The organism is candidate division KSB1 bacterium, from assembly GCA_022566355.1.
Classification (GTDB): Bacteria; Zhuqueibacterota; JdFR-76; order JdFR-76; family DREG01; genus JADFJB01.
This window is the reverse complement of sequence record JADFJB010000063.1, coordinates 1-24695: the sequence shown is the minus strand read 5'-3', so window position 1 is coordinate 24695 and position 24695 is coordinate 1. Positions and strand designations below refer to the sequence as shown.

General features: G+C 38.0%; 14 protein-coding genes. 6 read left to right on the top strand and 8 right to left on the bottom strand.

What is annotated here, in order from left to right; translation table 11 throughout:
• The 6 genes from IIC38_12080 to IIC38_12055 all read left to right on the top strand — a co-directional run.
• The coding region (locus tag IIC38_12080; protein ID MCH8126685.1) for a PQQ-dependent sugar dehydrogenase at window positions 1-4659 on the top strand (4659 nt) is incomplete at its 5' end.
• A 398-nt stretch (window positions 4660-5057) separates the two neighbouring features.
• Complete coding sequence (locus tag IIC38_12075; GenBank protein MCH8126684.1) at window positions 5058-12656, top strand: Ig-like domain-containing protein; 7599 nt, start codon at window positions 5058-5060, stop codon at window positions 12654-12656.
• A 108-nt stretch (window positions 12657-12764) separates the two neighbouring features.
• Window positions 12765-14183 (top strand): 23S rRNA (uracil(1939)-C(5))-methyltransferase RlmD, encoded by a 1419-nt coding sequence (rlmD, locus tag IIC38_12070; GenBank protein ID MCH8126683.1) that lies wholly within the window; start codon window positions 12765-12767, stop codon window positions 14181-14183.
• An 803-nt stretch (window positions 14184-14986) separates the two neighbouring features.
• The gene (locus IIC38_12065) at window positions 14987-16138 is read left to right on the top strand and encodes a Re/Si-specific NAD(P)(+) transhydrogenase subunit alpha (GenBank protein ID MCH8126682.1); all 1152 of its coding nucleotides are present in this window, start codon (window positions 14987-14989) and stop codon (window positions 16136-16138) included.
• A complete protein-coding gene (locus IIC38_12060) occupies window positions 16138-16425 on the top strand; it encodes an NAD(P) transhydrogenase subunit alpha (protein ID MCH8126681.1) in 288 nt (95 codons plus the stop codon). The genes IIC38_12065 and IIC38_12060 overlap by 1 nt, the downstream gene beginning before the upstream one ends.
• A gap of 10 nt (window positions 16426-16435) precedes the next feature.
• Window positions 16436-17803, top strand: a complete 1368-nt coding sequence (locus IIC38_12055) for an NAD(P)(+) transhydrogenase (Re/Si-specific) subunit beta (GenBank protein ID MCH8126680.1) — start codon at window positions 16436-16438, stop codon at window positions 17801-17803.
• 84 nt (window positions 17804-17887) lie between these two features.
• Here IIC38_12055 and IIC38_12050 read toward each other — a convergent pair whose 3' ends face one another.
• The 8 genes from IIC38_12050 to IIC38_12015 all read right to left on the bottom strand — a co-directional run bounded on the left by IIC38_12050 (window position 17888) and on the right by IIC38_12015 (window position 24211).
• Complete coding sequence (locus IIC38_12050; protein ID MCH8126679.1) at window positions 17888-18445, bottom strand: metal-dependent hydrolase; 558 nt, start codon at window positions 18443-18445, stop codon at window positions 17888-17890.
• A gap of 32 nt (window positions 18446-18477) precedes the next feature.
• Window positions 18478-19365: a hypothetical protein gene (locus tag IIC38_12045; GenBank protein MCH8126678.1), complete on the bottom strand. Its 888-nt coding sequence runs from the start codon at window positions 19363-19365 to the stop codon at window positions 18478-18480.
• On the bottom strand, window positions 19292-20302 hold the full coding sequence (locus tag IIC38_12040; protein ID MCH8126677.1) for a hypothetical protein: 1011 nt from the start codon (window positions 20300-20302) through the stop codon (window positions 19292-19294). Before IIC38_12040 ends, IIC38_12045 begins: the two co-directional genes overlap by 74 nt.
• A 610-nt stretch (window positions 20303-20912) precedes the next feature.
• The gene (locus IIC38_12035; GenBank protein MCH8126676.1) at window positions 20913-21704 is read right to left on the bottom strand and encodes a YihY/virulence factor BrkB family protein; all 792 of its coding nucleotides are present in this window, start codon (window positions 21702-21704) and stop codon (window positions 20913-20915) included.
• Window positions 21705-22106: 402 nt separating this feature from the next.
• Window positions 22107-22517: a hypothetical protein gene (locus tag IIC38_12030; protein MCH8126675.1), complete on the bottom strand. Its 411-nt coding sequence runs from the start codon at window positions 22515-22517 to the stop codon at window positions 22107-22109.
• Window positions 22462-22779 (bottom strand): hypothetical protein, encoded by a 318-nt coding sequence (locus tag IIC38_12025; protein MCH8126674.1) that lies wholly within the window; start codon window positions 22777-22779, stop codon window positions 22462-22464. Before IIC38_12025 ends, IIC38_12030 begins: the two co-directional genes overlap by 56 nt.
• Before the next feature lie 331 nt (window positions 22780-23110).
• Window positions 23111-23572: a hypothetical protein gene (locus IIC38_12020; GenBank protein ID MCH8126673.1), complete on the bottom strand. Its 462-nt coding sequence runs from the start codon at window positions 23570-23572 to the stop codon at window positions 23111-23113.
• Window positions 23573-23644: 72 nt separating this feature from the next.
• Complete coding sequence (locus tag IIC38_12015; protein MCH8126672.1) at window positions 23645-24211, bottom strand: RNA polymerase sigma factor; 567 nt, start codon at window positions 24209-24211, stop codon at window positions 23645-23647.
• Window positions 24212-24695: the final 484 nt, after the last annotated feature.

Genomic DNA, 24695 nt, shown 5'->3' with positions numbered 1-24695 from the left:
ATCATCGGCTCGACGCCGAATGATGGTAGTTATGACTGGTCAGTTCCGAATGCGCCCTCGACTAGTTGTTTGATTCGTGTGTCGGATGCAGCGGACGGTGATCCATCGGATGTGAGTGACGGTGTGTTCAGTATTGTGGATGATGGCATTCCATCATCTGAAACAATTCTCTTTGCAGTAATTGGAGATTATGGAGATGCTGGCCATAATGAAGAGACAGTGGCCAATCTGGTCAAAAGTTGGAATCCGGATTTTATTATTACTGTGGGAGATAATAACTATGATCTTGGAGAAGCATCCACGGTTGATGTAAATATAGGCCAATATTATCATGAATTTATTTATCCTTATCAGGGCACCTATGGTTCTGGAGCAGATATCAATCGATTTTTTCCTTCATTAGGTAATCATGATTGGAATACTAGCGGTGCAATACCTTATCGGGACTATTTTACCTTACCTGGCAATGAAAGATATTATGAGTTCATATGGGGGCCGGTTCATTTTTTTGCGATGGATAGTGATACTCTTGAGCCGGATGGAATTTCAAAAACTTCAATCCAGGCTCTTTGGTTAAAAAATAATTTAGCTGTTTCTAGTTCACAGTTTAATTTTGTTTATATGCATCACCCACCCTATTCTTCGGGTGATCATCACGGCTCCGAAGTTATTATGCAGTGGCCTTTTAAAGAATGGGGAGCCGATGCAGTATTTGCCGGACATGAACATGATTATGAACGGATAATTTTTGATGATCTCCCTTATTTTGTCAATGGATTGGGTGGGAAAAGTATACGCAGTTTTGGGACTCCTATTGAAGGAAGTGTTGTCAGGTATAATGATGATTACGGAGCCATGCTGGTCGAAGTAAACAATACTAGTGCAGTATTTAAATTCATCATTCCTTCAGGAGAGGTAATTGATAATTATACAATTGTAAAAATCCTCGGTGAGACCATTGTATTGACATCAGCGAATGGCGGAGAAAATTGGCTTGTCAATAGCACACAGTCGCTTAGTTGGACTTCACAAGGAGAGATTTCGAATGTGAAGTTGGAATATTCGTTGAACAATGGCCAAAGCTGGACTGAGATCATCGACTCGACGCCAAATGATGGCAGTTATGATTGGACAGTTCCGGACTTGCTATCGAGCAGTTGTTTGGTTCGAGTATCTGATGCATTAGACGGCGATCCTTCAGATGTGAGTGATGGTGTATTCAGTATTGTGGGCGATGGCATTCCACCATCTGAATCAACGGTTATATTGCCGCAATTATTCTCAAATAAACTGGTTGTAGATGGTTTGGATACACCAATAGCAATGGGATTTTCACCCGATGGCAGACTTTTTATCCTCGAAAAGGCTGGTAAAATACGAATTTTTAAAGAAGGCGTGTTTCTTCCTTTGCCTTTCTTGTCTGTTCCTGTTGAATCAAATGGTGAACGCGGATTACTTGGTATATCTTTTGATCCAAACTTTGAATCGAATGGATATATTTATATTCATTATACATCCAATAATCCAGTCTCAAATCGAGTTAGCCGTTTTTCTATCAGTAGTACGAACCCGGATATTGCTGATCCTAATAGTGAAGTTGTAATTATCGACATCCCCTCTCCTTCCGAATACCATAATGGAGGAGCTATCCATTTTGGCAAAGACGGGTATTTGTATGTTGCTGTTGGAGACGGGCATGTTCAAGAGTCTTCTCAATCTTTGGAATCTCTTTCTGGAAAATTATTGAGAATTGATCCGAATAATTATCCTAATATCATCCCCCCGGGTAATCCATTTGTTGGAACTTCAAATGCCCATGAAGAGATCTGGGCACTTGGTTTCCGAAATCCATTCACATTTGCCGTTGATCCGGAGTCAGGTAAAATTTATGTGAATGATGTTGGAGAAGATACCTGGGAGGAAATTAATTATTTGGTTAAAGGTACTAATTATGGCTGGCCATCGGAAGAGGGATCTTCGTCCAACTCTTCATTTCAGGATCCAATATACTCATACAATCATAATGGAGGTTCTGCGGCCATAACCGGAGGCACATTTTATCGGGGAGATCTCTACCCTGTAGAATATCAAGGAGATTATTTTTTTGCTGATTATATCCTTGGTTTTATTAGGAGATTAAAACAAAATAATCAGGTTGAAGAATTTGCTTCAAATGTGTCGGGTCCGGTAGATTTAAAAGTCGGTGCAGATGGCAATCTTTATTATTTGTCAATTATTAATAATGCCGTTTATAAAATAACTTATTTGGATAACATAACCCCTTTAATAACGAATGTTGTGATTGATAGCTTAACAAATTCATCGGTTGTAATTCAATGGGAGACAGATGAAATAAGTGATAGTCAAATTGAATATGGTACAAATTCTGGATATGGAAATATTACATCAATAGAGACAACTTTGAAAACACAACATTCAATTAAGTTAAAGAATCTAATTCCAGGTGTAGTTTATCACTTTAGGGTACTTTCGCGAGACCAAAGTGGCAATCTTGCTATTAGTGAAGATCATTCCATTGCTTTGACAGATCCTAATCGTGTAAGTGACGGTTTGATCGTATTATATAATTTTTCCGGTACTGGCAATGTGATTAATGATGCTTCAGGATTTGGAGAACCACTGGATTTGGAAATAAATGACATTAACAAAGTGCAATGGTTGCAAAATGGAGGATTGCATTTAATATCGGAAGGTGTAAAAGCACAATCATCAGGAGCGGCAACAAAAGTATTTAATAGCATGACATCTACTAATTCTTTGACAGTTGAAGCTTGGGTTGAAATTGAGAATTTAACCCAAAGCGGCCCGGCTCGTATTATTTCCAATTCTAAGGATCAGTCATCACGGAATTTTACTTTTGGACAAGATGGAACCAGCTATGTAATGCGTGTCCGAACACCGCAAAGCGGGTTGAATGGAGCTGATCCTGTCTTGAATGTAGAAGGAGCAGTTAGTACATCCCCTCAACATGTTGTTTCCACATTTGATGGATCAACAACAAGGCTGTATGTGAATGGAATTTTACAAAACCAAACGGTCACTTTATCTGGTGGTTTTTCGAATTGGGATCCAACTTTCCCATTAGTATTGGGAAATGAGGCTTCTAATAATCGTCAATGGTTGGGAAAGATATATTTAGTATCGGCTTATAATCGAGCGTTATCTTTTGAAGAAGTCCAACAAAATTTTAATGCTGGAACGCCAAATAAAAACGGTAGTTTACCAATAGCTCCAACTAACCTTTCTGCACAGGAACAATCTTCGTCAGAAATTGCACTTTCGTGGCTTGATAATAGTACTAGCGAGTTTGGATTTATTATTGAGAGTAGTTTAACGAATAATAACCCAGATTTTTCTCCTATCAAAAGTGTTCCAGCTAATTTAAGATCCACAAATATAACTGGGTTAACATCTGGTACCACCTATTATTTTAGGATTCGATCATTTAATGGTATAGGATCTTCGCCATATAGTAATTCTAGCAATGCACCGACCACAACAATAATAATACCTCCTCCTGCAAGTACCAAGAAAATTATGTTGGTAGGAGATTCAATTACATGGGGTGAAGGCAGTTCAGATAACCAAGGATTTCGGCCGGATTTATACGGTTTATTAATAAATTCCAATTTCAGTTTTGAATTTGTTGGTAGTGAAGGATCTAATCCATATACTGGTTATTTTTTCCCTGGGAAAAAGATCAATCAATTCTTTCCAAGTAATTTTGGGTACGGATTAGGCACTGGAGAGTATGATATCACGAATAACATGAATACATATAATCCAAATGTCCTGATGATACATTTAGGAACAAACGATTTGACTATTGAGACATTTAATATTCCTTATTCCAGTAACGGGACAATCCTTAGTTCAACTTCTGGTGAACTGGCAGAATTTGTAAGATATTTACTTCAATGGCGCGAAGGCGTCTTTGGTAATTTTTTAGAATACTTATTTGTGAGTCAATTAATTCCAAGAAAAAATAGAGATTGGGAATTGGCAGATGGAAAAAATCCAGAGGATGAATTACCGTTTTTCAACGATGAAATCGAAAGATTAGTCGACGATTTTAATAATGGAACCATTACTGGAAAATCTGAACCGGTATATCTTGTAAACCACTATTCGCCATTTAAAGATAACTCCCAATTATTTACTGGAAATAGTCAAGATTATATGTCCGATGAGCTCCATCCAAATGATCTTGGCTATTCAGTAATGGCGCAAACGTATTTTAATGCTTATAGTCAAGTCATTAATTTACCTTTTAGCTCATTTAATGTTGCTCCCAAGCTTGTTGAAATTTTAGAACCACAGATAACTCAACCTCTTCCTGAAGAATTTGATTTATTGCAAAGTTATCCGAATCCATTTAATCCTAAAGGCGGCTATGAATTACAAGTAACTGTGATTAATTATCAATTACCTGAAGAAGGGGAAGTACGGATAAATGTTTACGATATTCTTGGTAGGAAAATACGAACCCTGGTTCAAGATGAAAAACAAGTTGGATATCACCAAACAATTTGGGATGGCCGTAATGATTATGGTAATATTGTTAGTTCAGGTGTTTATTTTTACATTATGCAAACTGAAGAATTTGTTAAGCAAAAGCGTTTGATTATTTTAAATTGATAATACCGAATGATGAATTGATCCAAATTTGTGATTGGAAGTACTAATATTCTGGCTATTATCAATGGAACAAGAGTGAAACTCTCTTTAAGAAGGTTGCCCTTTTTATTATTTTTCAAATGGTCATTCTCATTGATAGGTAAATTCATTTTTTATTCAATGCAATGAATTAGCAGCAGCTTGCCTTATTTTATCATATTTACAGCTAAACATTTTTTAAGTTTTCCAGTTGATAATCATGAAATAATGTGTTAATGTGGAACACATTCTCACTAAAATGACACATTTATAGTCTTTATTTTTCAATAGTTTAGGTTGAAAACATTGGCACAAAAATTGTTTCCTATTTCTACTAAATCGGACGAGTCTGTTTTTAAATTCATCTAAAGGATTAGTAAATGAATCATAAGAAATTAGGATTAACTTTCCTCATTGCCTTTCTTATTATTTCAAATAGTATAAATTCAATCACCCTGTTTTCTCAAATTCGAGTAATGCCGCTTGGTGATGCTACGGTTATAGGTACCGGATCGACCAATAATGTAGGTGGTTTCCGTGATGATCTTCATTTGTTCTTAAATGCAGGATTAATGCCCTTCGATTTTGTAGGTACTCAAAACGATGGAGTCTCAACGGACCCTGACCACGAAGGTCATGCTGCTTCGACAGTTAATGATATCAATCAGGATTTATTATCAACAATTCAACTCTATCAGCCACATATCGTTATTGTTCATTTGGGAACGGAAGATCTCATTGCAAATGGTAATGTTGGCACTGTATTTAACGGTTTATCAAGTGTAATCGACAACATCTCAAATTACAGCTCTGAAATTGAAATTTATCTTTCATCATTAATTCCAAGTAGAGACCAGGTGGTAAATTCAAATATTGATGGTTTAAATCTTCAACTTCAAACATTAGTGGATACAAAATCCGCACAAGGGATTTCGGTTTATTTTGTAGATATCAATACTGCTTTCACTGAAATTCCAAGTTGGTCCAGTATTTTTATGAGTGATGATTACTTCCCAAATGATGATGGTTATGGAGTAATGGCAGATGTCATTTTAAATAGTTTAAATTCTTCATCCAGGTATATTGCCTCGGAATCTTTTGCAGACAATTTTAACGATCGATTTTTTCTGGGCCCAAATTGGACAACACACCCGAATTATCGAATTAGTAATAATGAATTGAGAAACAGTTCAAACCAAGACACCTGGGATAATTACCTGGCTGTTATCAATTCCGTAGCCAGCCCCAACACAATTACATTCAAATATAGCCTGACTTCCGATGAATTAGGTAGATCTGAAACAGGAGTAGTTTTCTTATTAAATTCCTCAAGTATTGATGCAAACGGTTTTTTACTAACCTTAAATAACGGATCGCTGAAATTGTGGGAATTAATTGATGGCAAGGTCGGGTCGAATTTGGCAAGTGAATCTGGACTTTTGCCTATGCCCCAATCCGGGAATTTGTTTTTTATGAATTGGAGTTTCAATTCACCGGAACTTCGAATAACGGTGAAAATCAACAATACACTTTTTGGAGAGCTCACCCATACTACAACTCCCCCAGGCGCCAATGAAGTTCGTTATGCCGGCATTATGCTAAAAGGCAGTCAGAACAATAATATCGATGATTTTTCCCTATCAAGTGTTGTTGATAAGGAACCTCCCGCTGCTATTAGCGATTTTGCTCTGGTTCGTACCGGTCCAACATCTGCGCAGTTTAGTTTTACTGCGACTGGTGACGACAGTTTAACCGGCTCGGCATCCAATTATGATTTACGTTTTTCAACTGATCCAATAATTGAATCCAATTTTGAACAAGCAACTGCAGCAATTGTTTCTCAAACTCCAAATGAACAAGGTTCTGATGAAAGTATCTTTATTACCGGGTTGAAGCGTAAAACTGACTATTATTTCGCAATAAAAGCAATCGATGAAAATAACAATGCTTCACCTATTTCGGATGGTTCAATAATGGGGTCCACGGTTGAATCTGTCCAATTTGATGAGGATTTCAACAGAACCGAACTTGGAGAGCAATGGCAAACTTCAGATGATGTTGTAATATCGGAGGGCGCTTTAAAGACAGCGAACAGCCAATCCGGATGGAAGTCAGCGGCAGTCTTGATTTCACCAACGTCGCCTATTGAACTTGGCTTTAATTGGTTGAATATCTCATCACAATCTGAAATTGATAAAATTGGTTTGTTAGTCATGCTGCAAGAACCCACTACAACTGCCAATGGATATATGATAAGAGCTGAAAGTTCTACAAATGAATTTCAATTATGGACTGTGGATCAAGGCAATCCTTTACAAAAAATAAATTCATTTAAATATCATATGGATCTGGTTTCCGGTTCAACTTTGAAAGTATTCACGTATTCCACAGAAACTTCTCATGACTTTGTAATTTTTGTGGACAGTAGCTTCAATGGTGTTTTAAGTGATAACAATAAATTATTTGGGAATTCTCAGGTGCAATATTGTGGATTAATTTTCCAGGGCAACTCAAGCGTTGCAGCTGATAATTTTTTCGTAATTTCACTAAAGACAATTCCTGCATCTATATCAGTTGAATCCGGTGATGATCAAGATGGTATTTTAAATCAATTATTTCCCGACCCCCTTGTTGTTAAGGTTAACGATGATTTAGGATCTCCGGTTTATGCTGCTAAAATCAAGTATGAGATTATTGAAGGCGATGCTCGTTTAATTCCTCCTTTAAATCCAAGTGGAACCATAAGAATTGAGGCAGAAGATGGAATTATTGAAGGCAATTCATTTATTGTTGACAATGCATCTAACACATCAGGTGGATCCTATATTAACACTGTTGCCGGAGAGTCAGATACAAGTACGGTTGTGTATGATTTTTATATTGATCAAGATGGTATTTATAAAATTTGGGGGAGAGTTCTAGCGCCATCAGGAACAGAGGATTCTTTTTTTATTCAAGTGGATGATTTTAATGAAATTTTATGGGATGTTTGGCAAGGTAATCAAAAATCCGCCTGGGATTGGGATCTAGTTTCCTCTCGTGGAAGCGGAAGTGTGAAAACTCCAGCAGTAGATCCATATGAAATTAATTTAAATAAAGGTTTTCATAAATTAATTTTAAGAAATAGAGATATCAACACAAAATTAGATAGATTAATCATAACGCGTGACTTAACTTTTCAACCTTCCGGATTTGGAGGGAATCCATTATATTTTAGTAATTATCTTGGCTTATCAGAAGCTTTTGTGTTGTTAAATTCACGCTCTGGCGATATATCAATTAAGGCTTTCCTGTTCGATGTACCCGAGCAAGAAGTGATTTTTAATATCCGGGCTTTGCCTAATGCTCCGGTTACAATTGCAGAATTTTCAGGGAATAATCAAACTGGGCCGGCAGGACAAGTATTATCCAATCCGTTGGTAGTACTAGCATCTGATGATTTTGGCAATCCCACCCCAAATGTTTCTGTGTTATATGAGCTTGTTGAAGGAGACGGGAGGATCATAGAAATCCAACCGGTTCTTACAGATGAAGATGGCAAAGCAGCGGTTGACCTGGAATTAGGTAAAAGTGAGACCAATAACCGGGTTCTGGCACATGCTGACGGACTAAATGGCTCTCCGGTGGAATTTTTAGCAATAGCCACATCAGGAATACCTACACAAATAGAATTTGTCTCAGGGTCAAACCAGGGTGGTGAAATTGGGTCTACTTTACCTGAACTTTTAGTGGTAAAAATTTCCGATCAACAAAACAGTCCAATTGAAAAGTTTCCTGTAGTTTTTAGTATTGTTTCAAACCTGGGGGGTTCATTATCTGCTGATACGGTTCTTACGAATTCAGAAGGAAAGGCGCAAGTTAGTTTTACTTTTGGAAATAGTATAGGAAATTATAGCATCCATGCCATTGCTCTGGGTTTATTAGATTCTCCAATTGTTTTTTCCGTTAGTGCAACACATGGGCCTGCATTTCAATTAAGGAAAGTTTCGGGTGACAGTATTGCAGGAATCTCAAATTTTCCACTTGTTGAACCTTTTGTTGCGGAGGTTAGTGATGAATTCGGAAACCCTGTAAAAAATATATCGGTCTTATTTAAAATAATCTCTGGTGATGGTATTTTTGCCGGAGGATTAACACAGTTATCCGTTACAACAGATAGCTTGGGGAAAGCTGGGGTTATATTAACTTTAGGTAGTGATATGAGTGAATTTGCTTATCGAGTACAAGCAAGCAGTGACGGATTGCAAGGATCACCGGTTGAATTTGTAGCAACAGCTGTTTCGCCGACTGCTTACAAAATCACTCTTGTTGATGGAGATTCGTTGGTTGGGATAATCAATAAACCGTTAGATGCGCCGTTTCGTGTGCGTGTAACAAATCCAATTAATGAACCCATAAAAAACCATCCTGTTACTTTTAAAGTAATAGCAGGAGGAGGTTTATTTGTCGATACAGTTGATTTAAGTCAGACAACGCCAACAGATGAAGATGGGATTGCATCTGCCACCTTAAGAATGGGTTCGTTCGTTGGGGAAGGCTCAAATCTGGTTCATGCATCCGGATTGCGTGGATCATTACCTCTCGTTGGTTCTCCTGTTGTTTTTACAGCCTCAGGTAAATTTGATGCGGAAAAGATTTCTATTATTAAAGGTAACAATCAAATTGGTGTAATTGACAGCCAACTTCCTCAACCCATTGAAGTTCTGGTCTTAAATTCAAATGATAATCCGGTTGCAGGTATCCCTGTTGAATTTCAGGTGATTTCCGGTGGAGGCACCTTTGATAATAATAGTGATACCACAGTGGTGAAAAATACCAATAGTAATGGAAAGGTTTCTGTGATTTTTACTCTCGGAAACAAAGCCGGCATAAATAACAACCAAATAAGAGTAACAGCTTCTGATGGTTTTGTTCCGTTACAAGGATCACCCATATCTATTTTGGCTTCGGCGGCAGAAAGCCCTGCCATTAAAATTGAAGCGATAACCCAAACCCAACTAACAGGAATAGTTGGAAAGGTAATTGAACCTGTGCAGGTTAAAGTTGTAGATAGTGCAAATTTACCTGTTCCTTCACATGAGGTGAAATTTCGCATTATTACGGGTAATGGGAGAATAGCCAATGCTCAGCACGACACTTCTCTGGTAGTATCAACCAATGAAAGCGGAATTGCTGAAATTTCATGGACATTAGGTACAAAAATCGGAACGGATCTAAATAAAATTGAAGCTACTTCGGACAACGGCATCTTAGATTTAATTCAATCACCAATCACATTTAATGCTACCACCCTGCCTGATTTAACAGATCCTGATAGTTCTGAAATTCATGTAACTTCTCCAACCATTGCAGATAATCAGGATAAAGCAACTATCACTATTATTTTGCGGGATCAATTTAATAACCCGATTGCAGGGAAAGAGGTGTTTTTATCTGCTACTGGCGAGCTTAATTTTTTTGAACAACCACCGGTTACTGACGATACCGGCCAAACTGTTGGACATATGACTTCTCTTAAATCCGGTAAAAAAACTATTCATGCCAGAAATGTTGATGACAATATTGAAATAAATAGCAAAGCTGTAGCTGAATTTATCTCTACAACAGCAAATCAAATTAAACTACAAGACGGGAATGCTCAAACCAGAAATGTTGGAACAGTTTTAGCGAATCCAATTGTTGTTTCTGTCACAGATATGTTCGATAATCCGGTTCCTAATTACCCGGTAACATTTACGTCACAAACAACAGGTGGTTATTTTGTCGAAATCCAACCTGTACTAACTGATTCATTAGGGTTTGCTTCGACTCATTATATTTTAAGCGAATCCGAAGGAACGAATATAATTGAAGCGATTGCAGATGGTCTGACAGGTAATCCTATAATTTTCAGTGTCAGCGGAGTTCGGAATCCAGTGGCGAAAATACTTGCAGTTTCCGGAGATCTTCAAACCGGAATAGTCGGTGATACTTTGAACCAACCCTTAATTGTTGAAACTTTAGATGCAAATGACGATCCTGTGATGGATGTCCCTGTTAGTTTTCAATTTAGTGCCGGCAGTGGCTCATTCGTTGAACCACAACCCATTTTATCAGATGCTTTTGGCAAAGCTTCAACCAAGCCTATACTTGGTCCGGAACTGATTACTCAAGTTATTAGTGCCAAATCAAGTTTAGTACAAGGTGTATCACTTACATTTTTTGCCAATACGGCACCATCCGGAGCAACACAAATTGATTTACACTCCGGTGATAACCAGGTTATTCGTCCTTTGGAACAAAGCACATCTATGACAATTATTACCAGAGATACGTTTCATAACCCTGTTTCCGGTACGGGAGTCATGTTTGAAGTTATTGAGGGCGATGCCATTATTATAACTGCACAACCGGTAGTTTCAAATAGTTCTGGTCTTGCCAGTACAATAATACAAGCTAAGACTACTCCCGGAATTGCAAAGATTGCTGCCAGCTTAGTAAAGAATCCAGCAGAAAAGGTTGTCTTCACTGTTCAGATATCTTCCAGTGTGGCACACAATATAATTTTGGTTAGCGGAGACCAGCAAATCGGAACAAAAGGATATTATCTTTCCGAACCCCTTGTGGTAAAAGTTACTGATATTTACAATAATCCGGTACCAAATGAACCTGTTGCTTTTGTCGTATCCGATGGTGAGGCGACAGTTGAGGGTGATTCTATTAAACTGACTAACGACGAAGGAATAGCCAAAAGCCAGTTACGGGTTGGTGAAAACGCAACACAAATAGAAGCGTTAGCCTTTGCTGCCAGTTTACCAAACCAAGTATTATCTTATCATATAACAGCCATTGAAAATGAAATTCCGTTAATAGTTTCAAGTACTCCTGATTTACAAGTCAGGGAGAACGAGTTTGTCAGTTTTGATATTTCAGTGATTGACCCCGAAAGCGATCCTGTAAACGTCGAGGTCAATGAACTACCGGATGGAGCTGTTGTTACTAAAGTGAACGCTGTATCCTGGCGGTTTGACTGGACGCCTAATTTTAGGCAAAGCGGTGAGCATCCAATTGCATATTCGGTTGCAGACAACCGTGGTGGAGTAGTCAAGGATACTGTTATAATCGATGTTATAAATGTAAACAGACCGCCAATGATTACAAATGTACATCCTGCAGGCGACACTACCATAATCCGGGGTCGTTCAATTGAATTTAGCCTGAAAATTACAGATCCTGACGAAGAAGAGTTAACCTATATTTGGGAATTAAATGACGTAGAAGTGAGTCAATCTGTTAGTTTTGTTTATGAATCCAATCCAAATTTTTCCGGCCAGGATATTGTGGAGGTATTTGTATCAGACAGTGAAGATACTGTTTCATTTAAATGGTTTGTCACAGTAATCGTATCGGTTAAACTTGTTCAATTTAATGCCCAAGCAGATCTGGCATCAAATACCGTTTTATTACACTGGAAAACCACATTTGAGTCTGATAATTTAGGATTTGACATTTTGCGATCAAAGCAAAAGGATTTGGGTTATAAAAAAATTAATTCTCAATTAATTCCACCAAATCTTGATGGGAACTATGAATTTCTCGATGAAGATATAATTCCCGGTTTTCGGTATTACTATAAGTTGTTGGATAAAAATATTCAAGGCTTCATTACAGAACATGGACCTGTCCAGGTTTGGTTTCAATTGCCTTCCTATTTTCAATTGGATCAAAATTTTCCCAATCCATTGGCTTTAAAACTTGGCCAAACGAACACAGTGATTCAATTTCACATGCCTGCCAAAGAAGCAGTAACGATTCATATATTCAATACTCTTGGACAATTAATCCATATTTTGACAAATAAAACTTATGAACCGGGGATTCACCGGGTTTCATGGGACGGTAAGGATCGATTAGGAAATCTGGTTCCTTCCGGAATCTATTATTATAAATTTTCAAGTGACAACCATCACCAAATAAAACGAATGATATTGATTCGTTAGACCCGGATTTTATTAAACTTCAATCTTTTGCATTTCTGATACAATTTATTATATTCACCTTTATTCGAAATTGGTTGAGTCTATTTAATTAAATTCAGGAATACCTGTATGAAAAGAGGTGATATTCTTCATCTGAAGATTGAATCGGTTACTTACGGCTCAGAAGGTATTGCCCGTGAGAATGGCCGGGTGATTTTTGTAGATCGGACACTACCGGGTGAAGAAGTAGAAGTATCCGTAATAAAAAAGAGAAAAGATTATGCGATTGCGAGAATTGTTGCGATTCACAAAACTTCTAAAAAAAGAATTAAAGCGCCCTGTCCTCATTTCGGTGTTTGTGGTGGATGTAAATGGCAGGATGTAAATTATTCATACCAATTAGAACTAAAACAACAAATCGTTACGGAAGTGTTGCAGCGTACAGGTGGATTTAATGAGGTTTTAATCCATCCCATTAAACCATCCCCTGAGATTTTTTTCTATAGAAATAAAATGGAATTTTCATTTTCCAGCCATCGTTGGATTTTGTCTGAGGAAACCGACCCCTTACTTAAACCGAGGGATTATTCTTTAGGGCTTCATATTCCGGGTCGTTATGATAAAGTACTGGATATTGACGAATGTTGGCTGCAATCCGAATTTTCGAATCGAGTTCTAATATTGGTTAAGAAATTTGCAAAAAATTCCGGACTTCCGGTATGGGACACTAAATCTCATTCTGGTTTTTGGAGGTACCTGATTTTAAGGGAAGGAAAAAATACAGGCCAAAAGATGGTCAATATTGTAACACGCGAGTATCATCCTGAAGTGATGGAGCAGTTCACAAGTATGTTGTTGCAGGATTTCCCGGATTTAACCAGTATCGTAAATAATGTGAAGGAATCCACCGGTGGATCAGCATTTGGTGAAAAGGAATACCTCCTTGCCGGGCGACCAATTATCGAAGATAAAATTGGCGATTGCCTTTTTGAAATTAGCGCGAACTCCTTCTTCCAAACCAACACGAAACAAGCCGAGAATTTATTTCAAATCATACAGGATTTTGCCAAATTATCAAAGCATAGTGTTGTGTATGACCTCTATGCCGGCACCGGTACAATTTCCATATTTCTTGCATCACAAGTTAAAAAGATGATTGGTGTTGAAGTAATAGAATCTGCGGTTCTGAATGCAAAGGAAAACGCACTTAAAAACAATGTCAGCAATTGCTATTTCATCCTTGGCGATGTGAAAGATATATTCGGTAATTCTTCCGGTATACTTTCTAAATATGGCAACCCTGATGTTGTCATCATTGATCCCCCACGGGCAGGGATTCATCCAAAAAGTATTTCAGCGATCTCGTCTTTAAGTCCACCAAGAATTGTATATGTATCTTGTAATCCGACAACCTTTGCCCGAGATGCCCGATTGTTGTGCGATTCAGGGTATTCTTTAAAACAAGTACAACCGGTTGATATGTTTCCCCACACGTATCACATTGAATTGGTTGGCCAATTCGAATTAGACCAATCAAATTCAAACTAAATAGTTTAAAAATGATTTTAAGGCCAAAGTGTAGGCTGGTGCCGGCACAACGAGATAACATAGTTGGAAATTTTAAGCTTAAAATCATAATTCATGAATAATCCAGGTTAAATGTACGGAACAGAAAACATTATTGATAAGATCATGACTGAGTTAAGCTAGTAGTTTCAGTCACGGAGTATGACAAGAAGTGGATTGTCATTCCCTAATGCTTTCAGGCTATCCGAGAGACACAAAAAATGTCATCTTCGAATGTTTTCAGGTTATCCGAGAACCCCAAAACTGTCACCCCCGAGCGCTTTAATCGGGGGTCTATTTGCATTAGTTAAGCACAAAATGAACTTTTGATTAAAGCTTGCAGGAGAGACAAGACCGGTTCTCGGACAGCCTGTGTAACAAGATTCCTGATAATCCCGCCCCAGGCGGGACGGGAATGACAGTTTTATAAATCAGTTTATGAGGTTTGTGAATTATCTCAGGTTAATTACAATTTTTACTAAAACTCAAGTTCAATAAAGACTCACGATTTACATAAAATATTAAACTTATAAAACTCTGAAAGAGAAATTATCTGCAACTTGGAATTCTTAAATTGTACCATAATTTTAATGTAATTTAGTCATTTATTTATAATAAATTATTTTTTACCTTTATCAAACGGAGTACTTTCCTATGGTAATAGGTAAAAGCACCGGTTATATTTTTTCTTGTATTTTTTTCAGAATGATGTGTGAGTCATATTCATTATTATTTTCCAACTGAATCCTAAAACAATGTAATTCAAGCTTATAAGGAGAATCTGCATGAAAATTGGTTTACTTCGCGAGATATTAGAAAATGAGACTCGCGTTGCGTTAATCCCAACTATGGTTTCTGAAATTAGTAAAATCGGTGCAACGGTTCTTGTTGAAAAAGATGCTGGATCGAAGGCAACTTTTTCAAATAAGGCGTATGAAAAAGCCGGCGCCGAAATAGTTTCTGACTCCAAGAAAATTTATGAAGAAGCTGATCTTGTATTGAAGATACAACCTCCGAGTATAAACGGATCTTCCGAGGTTAAAATGCTGCGTGAAGGTTCATCTTTAATTGGGTTGCTTTCCCCGTTAACAAACTTAGATTTAGTTGAAAAGATGCTGCAAAAGAAAATCACTGCATTTTCTTTAGAATTTGTGCCACGCATCAGCCGTGCCCAAAGTATGGATGTTTTGAGTTCCATGAGCACGGTTGCCGGTTATAAAGCAGTTTTGTTGGCAACACAATATTTTGGCAAGTTTTTTCCATTGTTAATGACAGCCGCCGGGACTATCCCACCGGCCGGCGTATTTATTTTGGGCGCCGGTGTCGCCGGTTTACAAGCCATTGCAACCGCTAAACGCCTGGGCGCAAAAGTGGAAGCATTCGATGTACGCCCTTCCGTAAAAGAACAAATTGAAAGCCTTGGAGCGCGATTTGTTGAAATGGAATTGCCGGAAGACGTGGAAACGAAAGAGGGTTATGCAAAAGAAATTTCCGCTGATTTTATTAAAAAGGAATTGGAAGCGATTGGTTCGCGGTTGCCCAAGACAGATATCGTAATTTCTACCGCCCAGGTTTTTGGTAAAAAAGCGCCGATTCTTTTGACTGAAGAAATGGTTAAGACCATGAAAGAGGGTTCGGTGATTATCGACCTTGCGGCAGAACAAGGCGGGAACTGCGAATTAACACAAGCAGGCAAAGCTATCAGAAAATATGGAGTGGTGATCGCAGGGCCGGTTAATTTAGCCGCCAAAATGCCGACACATGCCAGCCAAATGTTCTCGAGAAATATTGTGAATTTTGTTAAACATGTGTACCAGGCTGAAGACAAAAAACTGGACTTTGAAGATGAGATTACCAGGGGTTCTTGCATATGCACCAACGGTGAATTGATGAACGAATTGATTAAGAAATTGATGGCAAATGGAGGAAAATCATAATGTTAGGACCGATTCTTGTTTCGTTGTATATTTTTGTATTAGCCATATTGGTCGGCTTTGAAGTGATTACAAAAGTGCCGCCCCTGTTACATACACCCCTGATGTCCGGCTCCAATGCAATTTCCGGGATTACGGTTGTGGGTGCGCTAATCAGCGCCGGGGCAGGTGAGACGAGGTTGAGTGTTATTCTTGGTTTAGTCGCTGTTATCTTTGCCACCGTTAATGTTGTGGGTGGTTTTCTTGTAACAGATCGGATGCTGGAAATGTTCAAAAAAGACGGAAAGTAAGGACAGGTAAATGGAAATTTTTACGCATATCGCTTATTTAATTTCGGCTGTTTTATTTATTTTCGGCTTGAAATTATTGAGTTCGGCAAAGACAGCGAGAAAGGGAAATAGATTGGCAAGTCTCGCAATGTTTATCGCTATTGTCGTGACCTTATTCGATAAACAAATTATTGATTTTACATACATCATTGCAGGAATACTTATCGGTGGCGCTATCGGGGCGGTGGTTGCAAGAAAAGTACAAATGACATCCATACCGCAAATGGTGGCAATTTTCAACGGATTAGGCGGCGGCGCATCAACACTGGTGGCAATGGCTGAATTTTATCGCTTGGTAAACCAACCGGAACTGGATGTTAGTATTACGCTTGTCCTTAGTTTGCTCATTGGAACAATAACCTTTACAGGCAGCTTTATCGCTTTTGGTAAACTCCAGGGTTTCTTGAGTGGCGCCCCTGTATCTTTTCCTTTGCATCAAACCATTAATGCCGTTTTGCTGCTTAGCGTGGTGGTTTTAGGTGTACTTTTTGCCATGAATCCCACCGACGCAAATCCATTGTTAATCGTGATTGCTATCGCTGCAGTTCTTGGAATATTGCTGACTATACCCATTGGCGGCGCCGATATGCCAGTTGTGATCTCGCTGCTGAATTCATATTCCGGAATTGCGGCAGCAATGACCGGTTTTGTTTTATCAAATAATGTCCTGATCATCAGCGGCGCCCTGGTTGGCGCTTCGGGTATTATTCTTACCAAAATCATGTGCGTTGCCATGAACCGCAGTCTTGCTAATGTACTGTTCGGTAAAGTTGGCGTAGCCGAGGGAACCGGTCCGGCGACCAAAAGGCAAGTTACACGGTATACCCCGGACGATGCCGTAATCATTATGGAGAATGCCAGCTCGGTTATTATTGTCCCGGGTTATGGCCTCGCGGTTGCCCAAGCCCAGCATGTTATGCACGAAATGGCAACACTGCTCAACAATAACGGCACGCAAGTACGATATGCGATCCATCCGGTAGCGGGCAGGATGCCCGGCCATATGAATGTTTTGCTGGCTGAGGCGAATGTGCCCTATGACGATCTTCACGAAATGGATGCCATCAATGATGATTTTAAAAATACCGATGTGGCGTTAGTCGTAGGCGCAAATGATGTTGTTAATCCTGCAGCGCGATCCAAAAAAGAAAGTGTGCTATACGGTATGCCGATTCTCAATGTGGACCAGGCACGAACTGTAATGATTGTGAAAAGAAGCCTGAGTCCCGGCTTTGCCGGGGAAGACAATGAGTTGTTTTACGATGAAAAAACCATGATGGTATTTGGTGACGCCAAGAAGATCCTTACGGATATTGCCAATTTGTTGAAGAATAGCTAAAAGATAATTTGTTTAACGCAGGGTGTGACTTCGCGAGCGGAGCGTGGCGATCTTTTCTCGGGATGTGGGTGGAGGTTGCTCCGGCTACATATTCTCATGTTTTTGTTTTTTCAGCAACCGAAATAACATCGATATCGAAACCAAAACCATACAAGGCAACCCAACCCAAATTATTTCACTTATAAGCACTCGTTGTCCCCAGGCGGAGAAAAAACTCACGATGTCAATCGGAGAGACTTGTATGGGGCGAAACGGTAAAAAGTAGCGAGAGTTGTCGAAAGGGGCGAAAAAAGCAATTCCTAATCCACCGTTTGTCATGGCATCCAGGATGCCGTGTGAAGTTGTAATCAAAAAGAAAAAGAAAGATAAACCCCAAAATTGCTTTGAGCTTGATGAAATTTGACGAAAGAATACAATTGTCACAGAAATGCCAACAATGAATGCAAATGTTAATGAGTGCGTAAAACCGCGATGGCCAAACATGTGAGAATAGCCAAAACCAAAAGCAAACATGATTATATCCATATCCGGTAAAATGGAGCACGTGTAACTAAGAATCCAAAGCTTGCTGTTTTTAGCATTGGGTAAAAATGCAAATTTCAAGGAGCCAGCAACCAGCCAATGACCGAAAATAGACGCCATATCATTATCTATGATAATTGAGCATTACAAGATTAAATATTGATCCTATCCAGAATACCAACCTTGAGCTCTTTAAGTATTGAAAGCGCTTCAATAGATTTTGTATAATTCGTACCAATCATGTCCAATACAAGCTTGCTGTTTCGTCCATCGGTTTCGCGATTAATGATATCAAATACTACTTTTATAGTAGCCTTATTTGAAATCATTGCAAGATCTCGTCCTAATAATCTCGAACCAGAAAGTGTGTAATCAAAGTTATCCATTTCTAATAAATCTTTTTCTTTATCATACAATCTCTTGCTATTACCAGCATCCAAATAACTACTCATTAATAAAAATAAATCTTCGGCATCTTTTTCACGGTCAGGATACTTCTCATCCCATGAAATTAATTTCATTAGAGCCATTCCCGACGGACTTAAGAATTTAATTTCGAGAAGTGGATTCAACCTTATCCGGGCAGTTATGGCAGTGTTAAATGCTTCTTCAAACCCTGTTAAATTCATTGTTTTTTTATTTGGTAAAGTGAGTATATGATTTGCTTTCGTAATTCCCCCGAATGGTATAATATCAATGATCGTATCATCTTCAAAATGGATTCTGCAATCTAGTTTTGAAGGTTTAAATTTTCCTGATGCAATAAAGCTTATTTTTAGATTATTAAATTGCTCCCAACTCGCCACTTGTACTGCCAAATCAATATCGTAAGTAGCACGAATTGTATCAATATTATGGTAAGTTTTGAGAATTATATCTCTTGCAGTTGCGCCGATAATCACAAAATCTATTTCCAAGGACTTTGATATTTTATCGATTTGTTCAAAAATATTTACTTTTTTTTTATCAATCTTCTTGGATAAATCGATGAAGCTCTTGCTCATATATTCTTCCAGCCATTTCAACATTTCTTGGCGCATCACTAGCTACCAAATCTGCATACACCAGGATTGGGTGCACGATATTCTCAAATTGCCAATTAAATTCAAATCCCCAGAACATCTGTATGATCTCTATTTCTCCTTGAGAACTCTTTTTCATTTTGTTTTCAAGCAACAACCGATTGTCAAGTTCATTAGTGTAAATTGTAGCAATTTTGGGACGATAAAATTTTGTTATTAAAGCCGCAGCTATTTCACCGCCCCATTTTGCACTATACTTCTCCAAATTTATATGAGTCCACCAATCCTCTTTTTCTGTTTTATAATAACCTTTCAATAATTCAGGTCTTAATTGTTCAGGATACGCAGTAACCCATCTAGTCAATAATTTCTTTCTTCTCACTAATTTACGGTTATTTTTTTCGAGATCAATCAGGTAACCTAACTCCCTTAATTCCTTCATTGCAATTTCAACAGTACCCAAAGCAACATTAGCGGCCTTCATGATCACTCTGTAGGATGCCTTTTCCAAACCCGGATTACATAAAAGTGCAAACAGCACTTTTAAACCTGCTGGTCTAAATAATCTTTTAACAGGATCTTTTTTGATTTTAGTTAACTTATTTCCCTTTATATGAATATATATAGGTGGCTGGTTAATGTGTGCGTTACCAGCCAAGTCTATAAATAGAATTCCCATCTTTTTCAATTGATCCGCCATTTGAGGAGTAGCATAATTTGTAATCAAAAGTTGATTTTTTCGGTACAATTCGAATTGCTTGTTGATGTTAAACATTGCTTGGTTTATAGTTGGCTTGACATCAACATTGAAACAAAATTCATTATTTTGGTATTTGATTCGGATGATCGGCTCGAAATGACTATCTTGTTTGATATCTACATCCAAACCAGTTGTTTTGCGGAAAATATCAACGGCATTATTTAAAATATCTAACTCAAAATTGCTGAGGGTCATTTTGATTACCTTTAAACTGTACATTTAATTGTTACGTACACAATATTTGTACATAATAAATTAATGTACAATATTCAAATAATTTTGAATTTGAAGAGAACTCGAACATAGTAAGAAGGGTATAAAAAAAATTGTGATTCTGTTAAACCAACCGTCCTGCAAATTTTCCCGCGTTACGAATTAAAATAGTGGTTTTGAAATCGCCTGTCAGCTCAAATAACCGTTGTGCATAAATCAATTCATTACCAGGGAGGTACATGATGAGATCAAGAATGGTCAGTACGCTGGGGGTGTATGCACCTAAAAACGTACCGAATTTTTGGAATTGTTTTGGATTTTAATTTCTGATCATCACATTTCTAATATAAAAGAATTCATGAGAAACAAAAGAAAAGTGGGTTAATTTAAATCAAAAATCCGAAGCATGAATTTCTAAACAATATCTAAATAATAATGTCTCAAATATCAAACCACTCAATCTCGGTAAATTCTTCTAATTCTTTTAGTTATTGGAATTTTAAAATTGGAATTTGTTTAGGATTTAGAAATTCGAAATTTGTGCTTCCGAAATTAGATCTTTGTAGAAATCACCAAAATGTTTCCGCAATTCTTAATTTGCGATTACCGTTCGGTCACTTATCTTAGCCCTGCGCTCTCTAAACAACTGGCCGATTTCAGCGGCAATGATAAAAATCGCCGAAGAGTAATAAATCCAAAAAATACCGACAATCAGGAATACATAAGCGCCATAAATATTTTTTAGGGTAGCAAAATTTGTAATGTAGTAGCCAAAAATCTTGTTTGCTGCGATCCAAAGCAGGGAAAACCAAAAGGCGGATAAAAAGACAACCTTTTTTTCTAACCTGGAATCCGGCACAAAATAATAAACCAGGCTCAGGATAAAAAACACAACGAATATTGCCAGCGATGAAAGGAAAAATCTTTGTATGACGCCAACCTGAATGGTGGTTAGAAAGGGGATACTCTCGATGGAGTTATCTAAAATGTCTAAAATAGGTAAAAGAATCGTCGTGAGCAGAACAAATAAAATGACGAAGAATACCATGCCGATGTCTCTAAGTTTGCCGACAACCGCTGATTTGACCCGCACAAAACCGTACAGTGAATTGAGTATGGTGCGCAGGCTGCTAAAGAGTCCGCTTGCGGCGATTAAAAGCGCGATCGCCCCCAAATAACCGGCCATCGTCTTTAGCATTTTAAACTCATGTATTCTCTCGAATACGAAATCCTGAATCAATTTTGAGGTTTCCGGGTAGGGTATGGCATTCTTTATGAACGTTCTAATCTGCCCCTCTACCGAGGGTATTTCCAGTAAGGTTCCCAGGACAGAAAACAAAACCAGCACAAATGGAATGATACAAGTGAAAATCGAAAAGGCCAAGCCCCCGCTCATCAAAAAAACATGATGGGAAGCCATCCTATCATATAGACCGCCAAAATAAAATGAGCAAAAATCTTTGATGGATTTATAGATGGAGCTATTGTTTAGAATTAACTTTATTTTTTCAAACACTTTGATTAAATTCGAAATCAGAAGCACGAAGCACTAAACAATATCTAAATATTAAATTTTCAAATATCAAACAAATTTTAGAGGCTGTGTGAAAACACAGAATCTTCCTGAAAATACAATAACAAGCATCTAATGAATTCCGTAGTAATCTTGTTATAGTTTGTGTAAGGTGTTGTTTTAACTCACACACTTTGGCATGAGCAATAGAGGTAAGCGCCGATTTATTTACCTCTTGATTGAAACTACTGGCATAGATTTCTCCTTCGACACTCACCGCTTAATGTCATCGCAATTCTTATCAAGAAACAATCCATCTAGGCCAGCATTGGCAATACACGCGGCATTGTCTAAATCCCCGATTACCAGCTTCCCTGCGACTGCCACGTCTCCAATGACGGCCATGCCGTCGCTAGCTATTGTCATTGCGGTACTTCCGTTCACTGTTATACTCATGTTATCCGAAACATGATTATAGTTTATCGCGCCAATTGAGGAGTTATTTGTATTACCAAATTTAATGGCACCCGAGTTTGCGATACCTGAACCGATTGTTATCCCTGCGTCACTGCTATTTTCCACAAACAGATCATCAGCATTAGAATCTGGTGTGACCCCGCTATTACCGTTAGCGACATGCAACCGCGTTGCGGGTGTGGCCCGTACCGACACCCAATCGTTCATTATTATCGTCCCAATGCAGAAGCCTTGCTGCTGTTGGAAACCCGAACGCATCGAAAAAAGCAACAACCCCACCTGTCGGTGGTGGAAGTTTCCCCACAAGAACGATACCGTCAACATCCGGCCAAGTAAAAGTTCTTGTAGTAGCCTCTGAAATCTTGCTGACATCAAAAGCCACTTGTTTTGTGTTGTCCGCATTATCCTGTATCCTGAATAATGCGGACTTATTCGTAAAAGTATTAAGACAGGTTAGCAAGATGAACAAAATTCACAAAATGATAAATGAAATAGACCATTGTTTTGAAACCGTTGAAACGGTTATAACATATTGTTTTTTGTCATTTACACCTGGCTTAAGCCAGGTGTAAATAGGATTATCAATAGATTTCAACCGCTTTAGCGGTTTTTAAATTTGCATCATTCAAGGTTCTAATCCCATGTCTTTACTAAGAATACCTAAGCACTCATTTTTATGATGAACCTTTTTTATTTCCATCATGTTCATAAAATTTACAGATATATTTTCAGCAGAATGTAGTATGTCTAATTCAAATGAAGATTGAATAAAAAATACACTGTCCTTTTACTCAAACTATTTATTTAAGCGGATTTAGGTTTTCGACAAGTAGGTAGACAAAGAAGATCATAAATATGAAGGAACAAAATAAAATGACGGCAATATTACTCCATTTTAATTTCATAGTCACCTGAATTTCTTTAGTGATACTATCGAATTGAAAATGCAGAATGGCAAGTAAGTTAATGATTACCGCGATGACCGGACCGCCAATCAGTAAAAAGCGAATGCCCCAGCTAATCAATGAAGAATCGGAGTCGGGATCGATGGCCCCGATGAAATCGAAGAACCATGTGAATATTTTAAAATCCATGCCCAATTCGTGCCTAAAAATTGCACCCATGGCGAATAGAAAAGGGGCTATGACCAGGAAAACACCGAAGATAGCAGATTTTCGTGTATTCATCAGGGCGATTTTTAATTGTCTCTTATGGCTTTCACTCAGCATATCCGGTTTGGCTAAATTTTCCATTTTATTCATGAACTCCTTTTTTTTCATTTTATTCAACCTCTTTCTTAAACACAAAATGCTAGTTTGACCAAGAAAGTTGCACTATTCCATTAAGTTACGCAATGTTTCCAATCCACGGGAGAGTAACGATTTTATTGTGCCTTCCTTTTTTCCAAGTATTTCACAAATCTCCTTGATGCTTTTATCCTCAAAATACTTGAGTGCTATAACCTCTTGATATTTAACTTGCAGCAATTTCATTTTTGACTGAATGAGTTGAAAATCCTGATAGTTTTCCATTTGCTGTAGTACTGCTTTTTTTTCTGCATTGGCCGTTTGAGAATCAATCCAGTCGAGCCCATATTCTTCTATGAGCTCGCTAAAATAGCGAACATCATAACGTTTTCGCCGAAAATAATAGTTGATTTCATTGCCGGCAATACGATACAACCATGATGAAATTGAAATACCTTGCCAGCGAAATTTCCCCAAATGTTTGAATGCCTTAAAAAAAACTTCCGACGCTATATCTTTTGCCAACTCAAAATCCAAAATTCTTCTATGGATATAGCCGAAGATTTTCGGATAATACTCATCGAACAGTATTCCAAATGATTGTGGATCTTTTTTGGCTTTTTGAATAATTCGTTTTTCTTCTTCGAGTGTCACTAATTCCCAAAATTCGGTTCGAATTTATAATTATATGAAAGTTTACTTGTCATTATTAATATAATGCATTCTTGAGACTAAAGGATGCATATTTGGAAGAATTTGTGAAGTCCTTCCTCGAACTGCCTTTATCAATACCACTTTACCTGAGGGCTATAACGAGCAATATTAGGCGCACGTTTGACGCAAAACTATGGAGTTGTATAAAGGTCTCAAATCTCCACAAAGCTTGAATCTCGCACGAGAAGCGCGTCGGCTGAATTTGTAAGGAGTATATGAAATCATTCCGGCTAGGTGTATACGTCAGTATAAAATTGTGTTTTCCTATTTTCGAATACTAATTTTGAATCCGGTTGAAAATTATGTTATGATTAAAAACAAACCGCCTAAAATTGCTGAGTGGATGTTATCACGTGCTGTGGATATCTCGATTCGCTATTCGGCGCTAGGTGATTTTGAAGAACAGTTCCTGCTTATCTTGGAT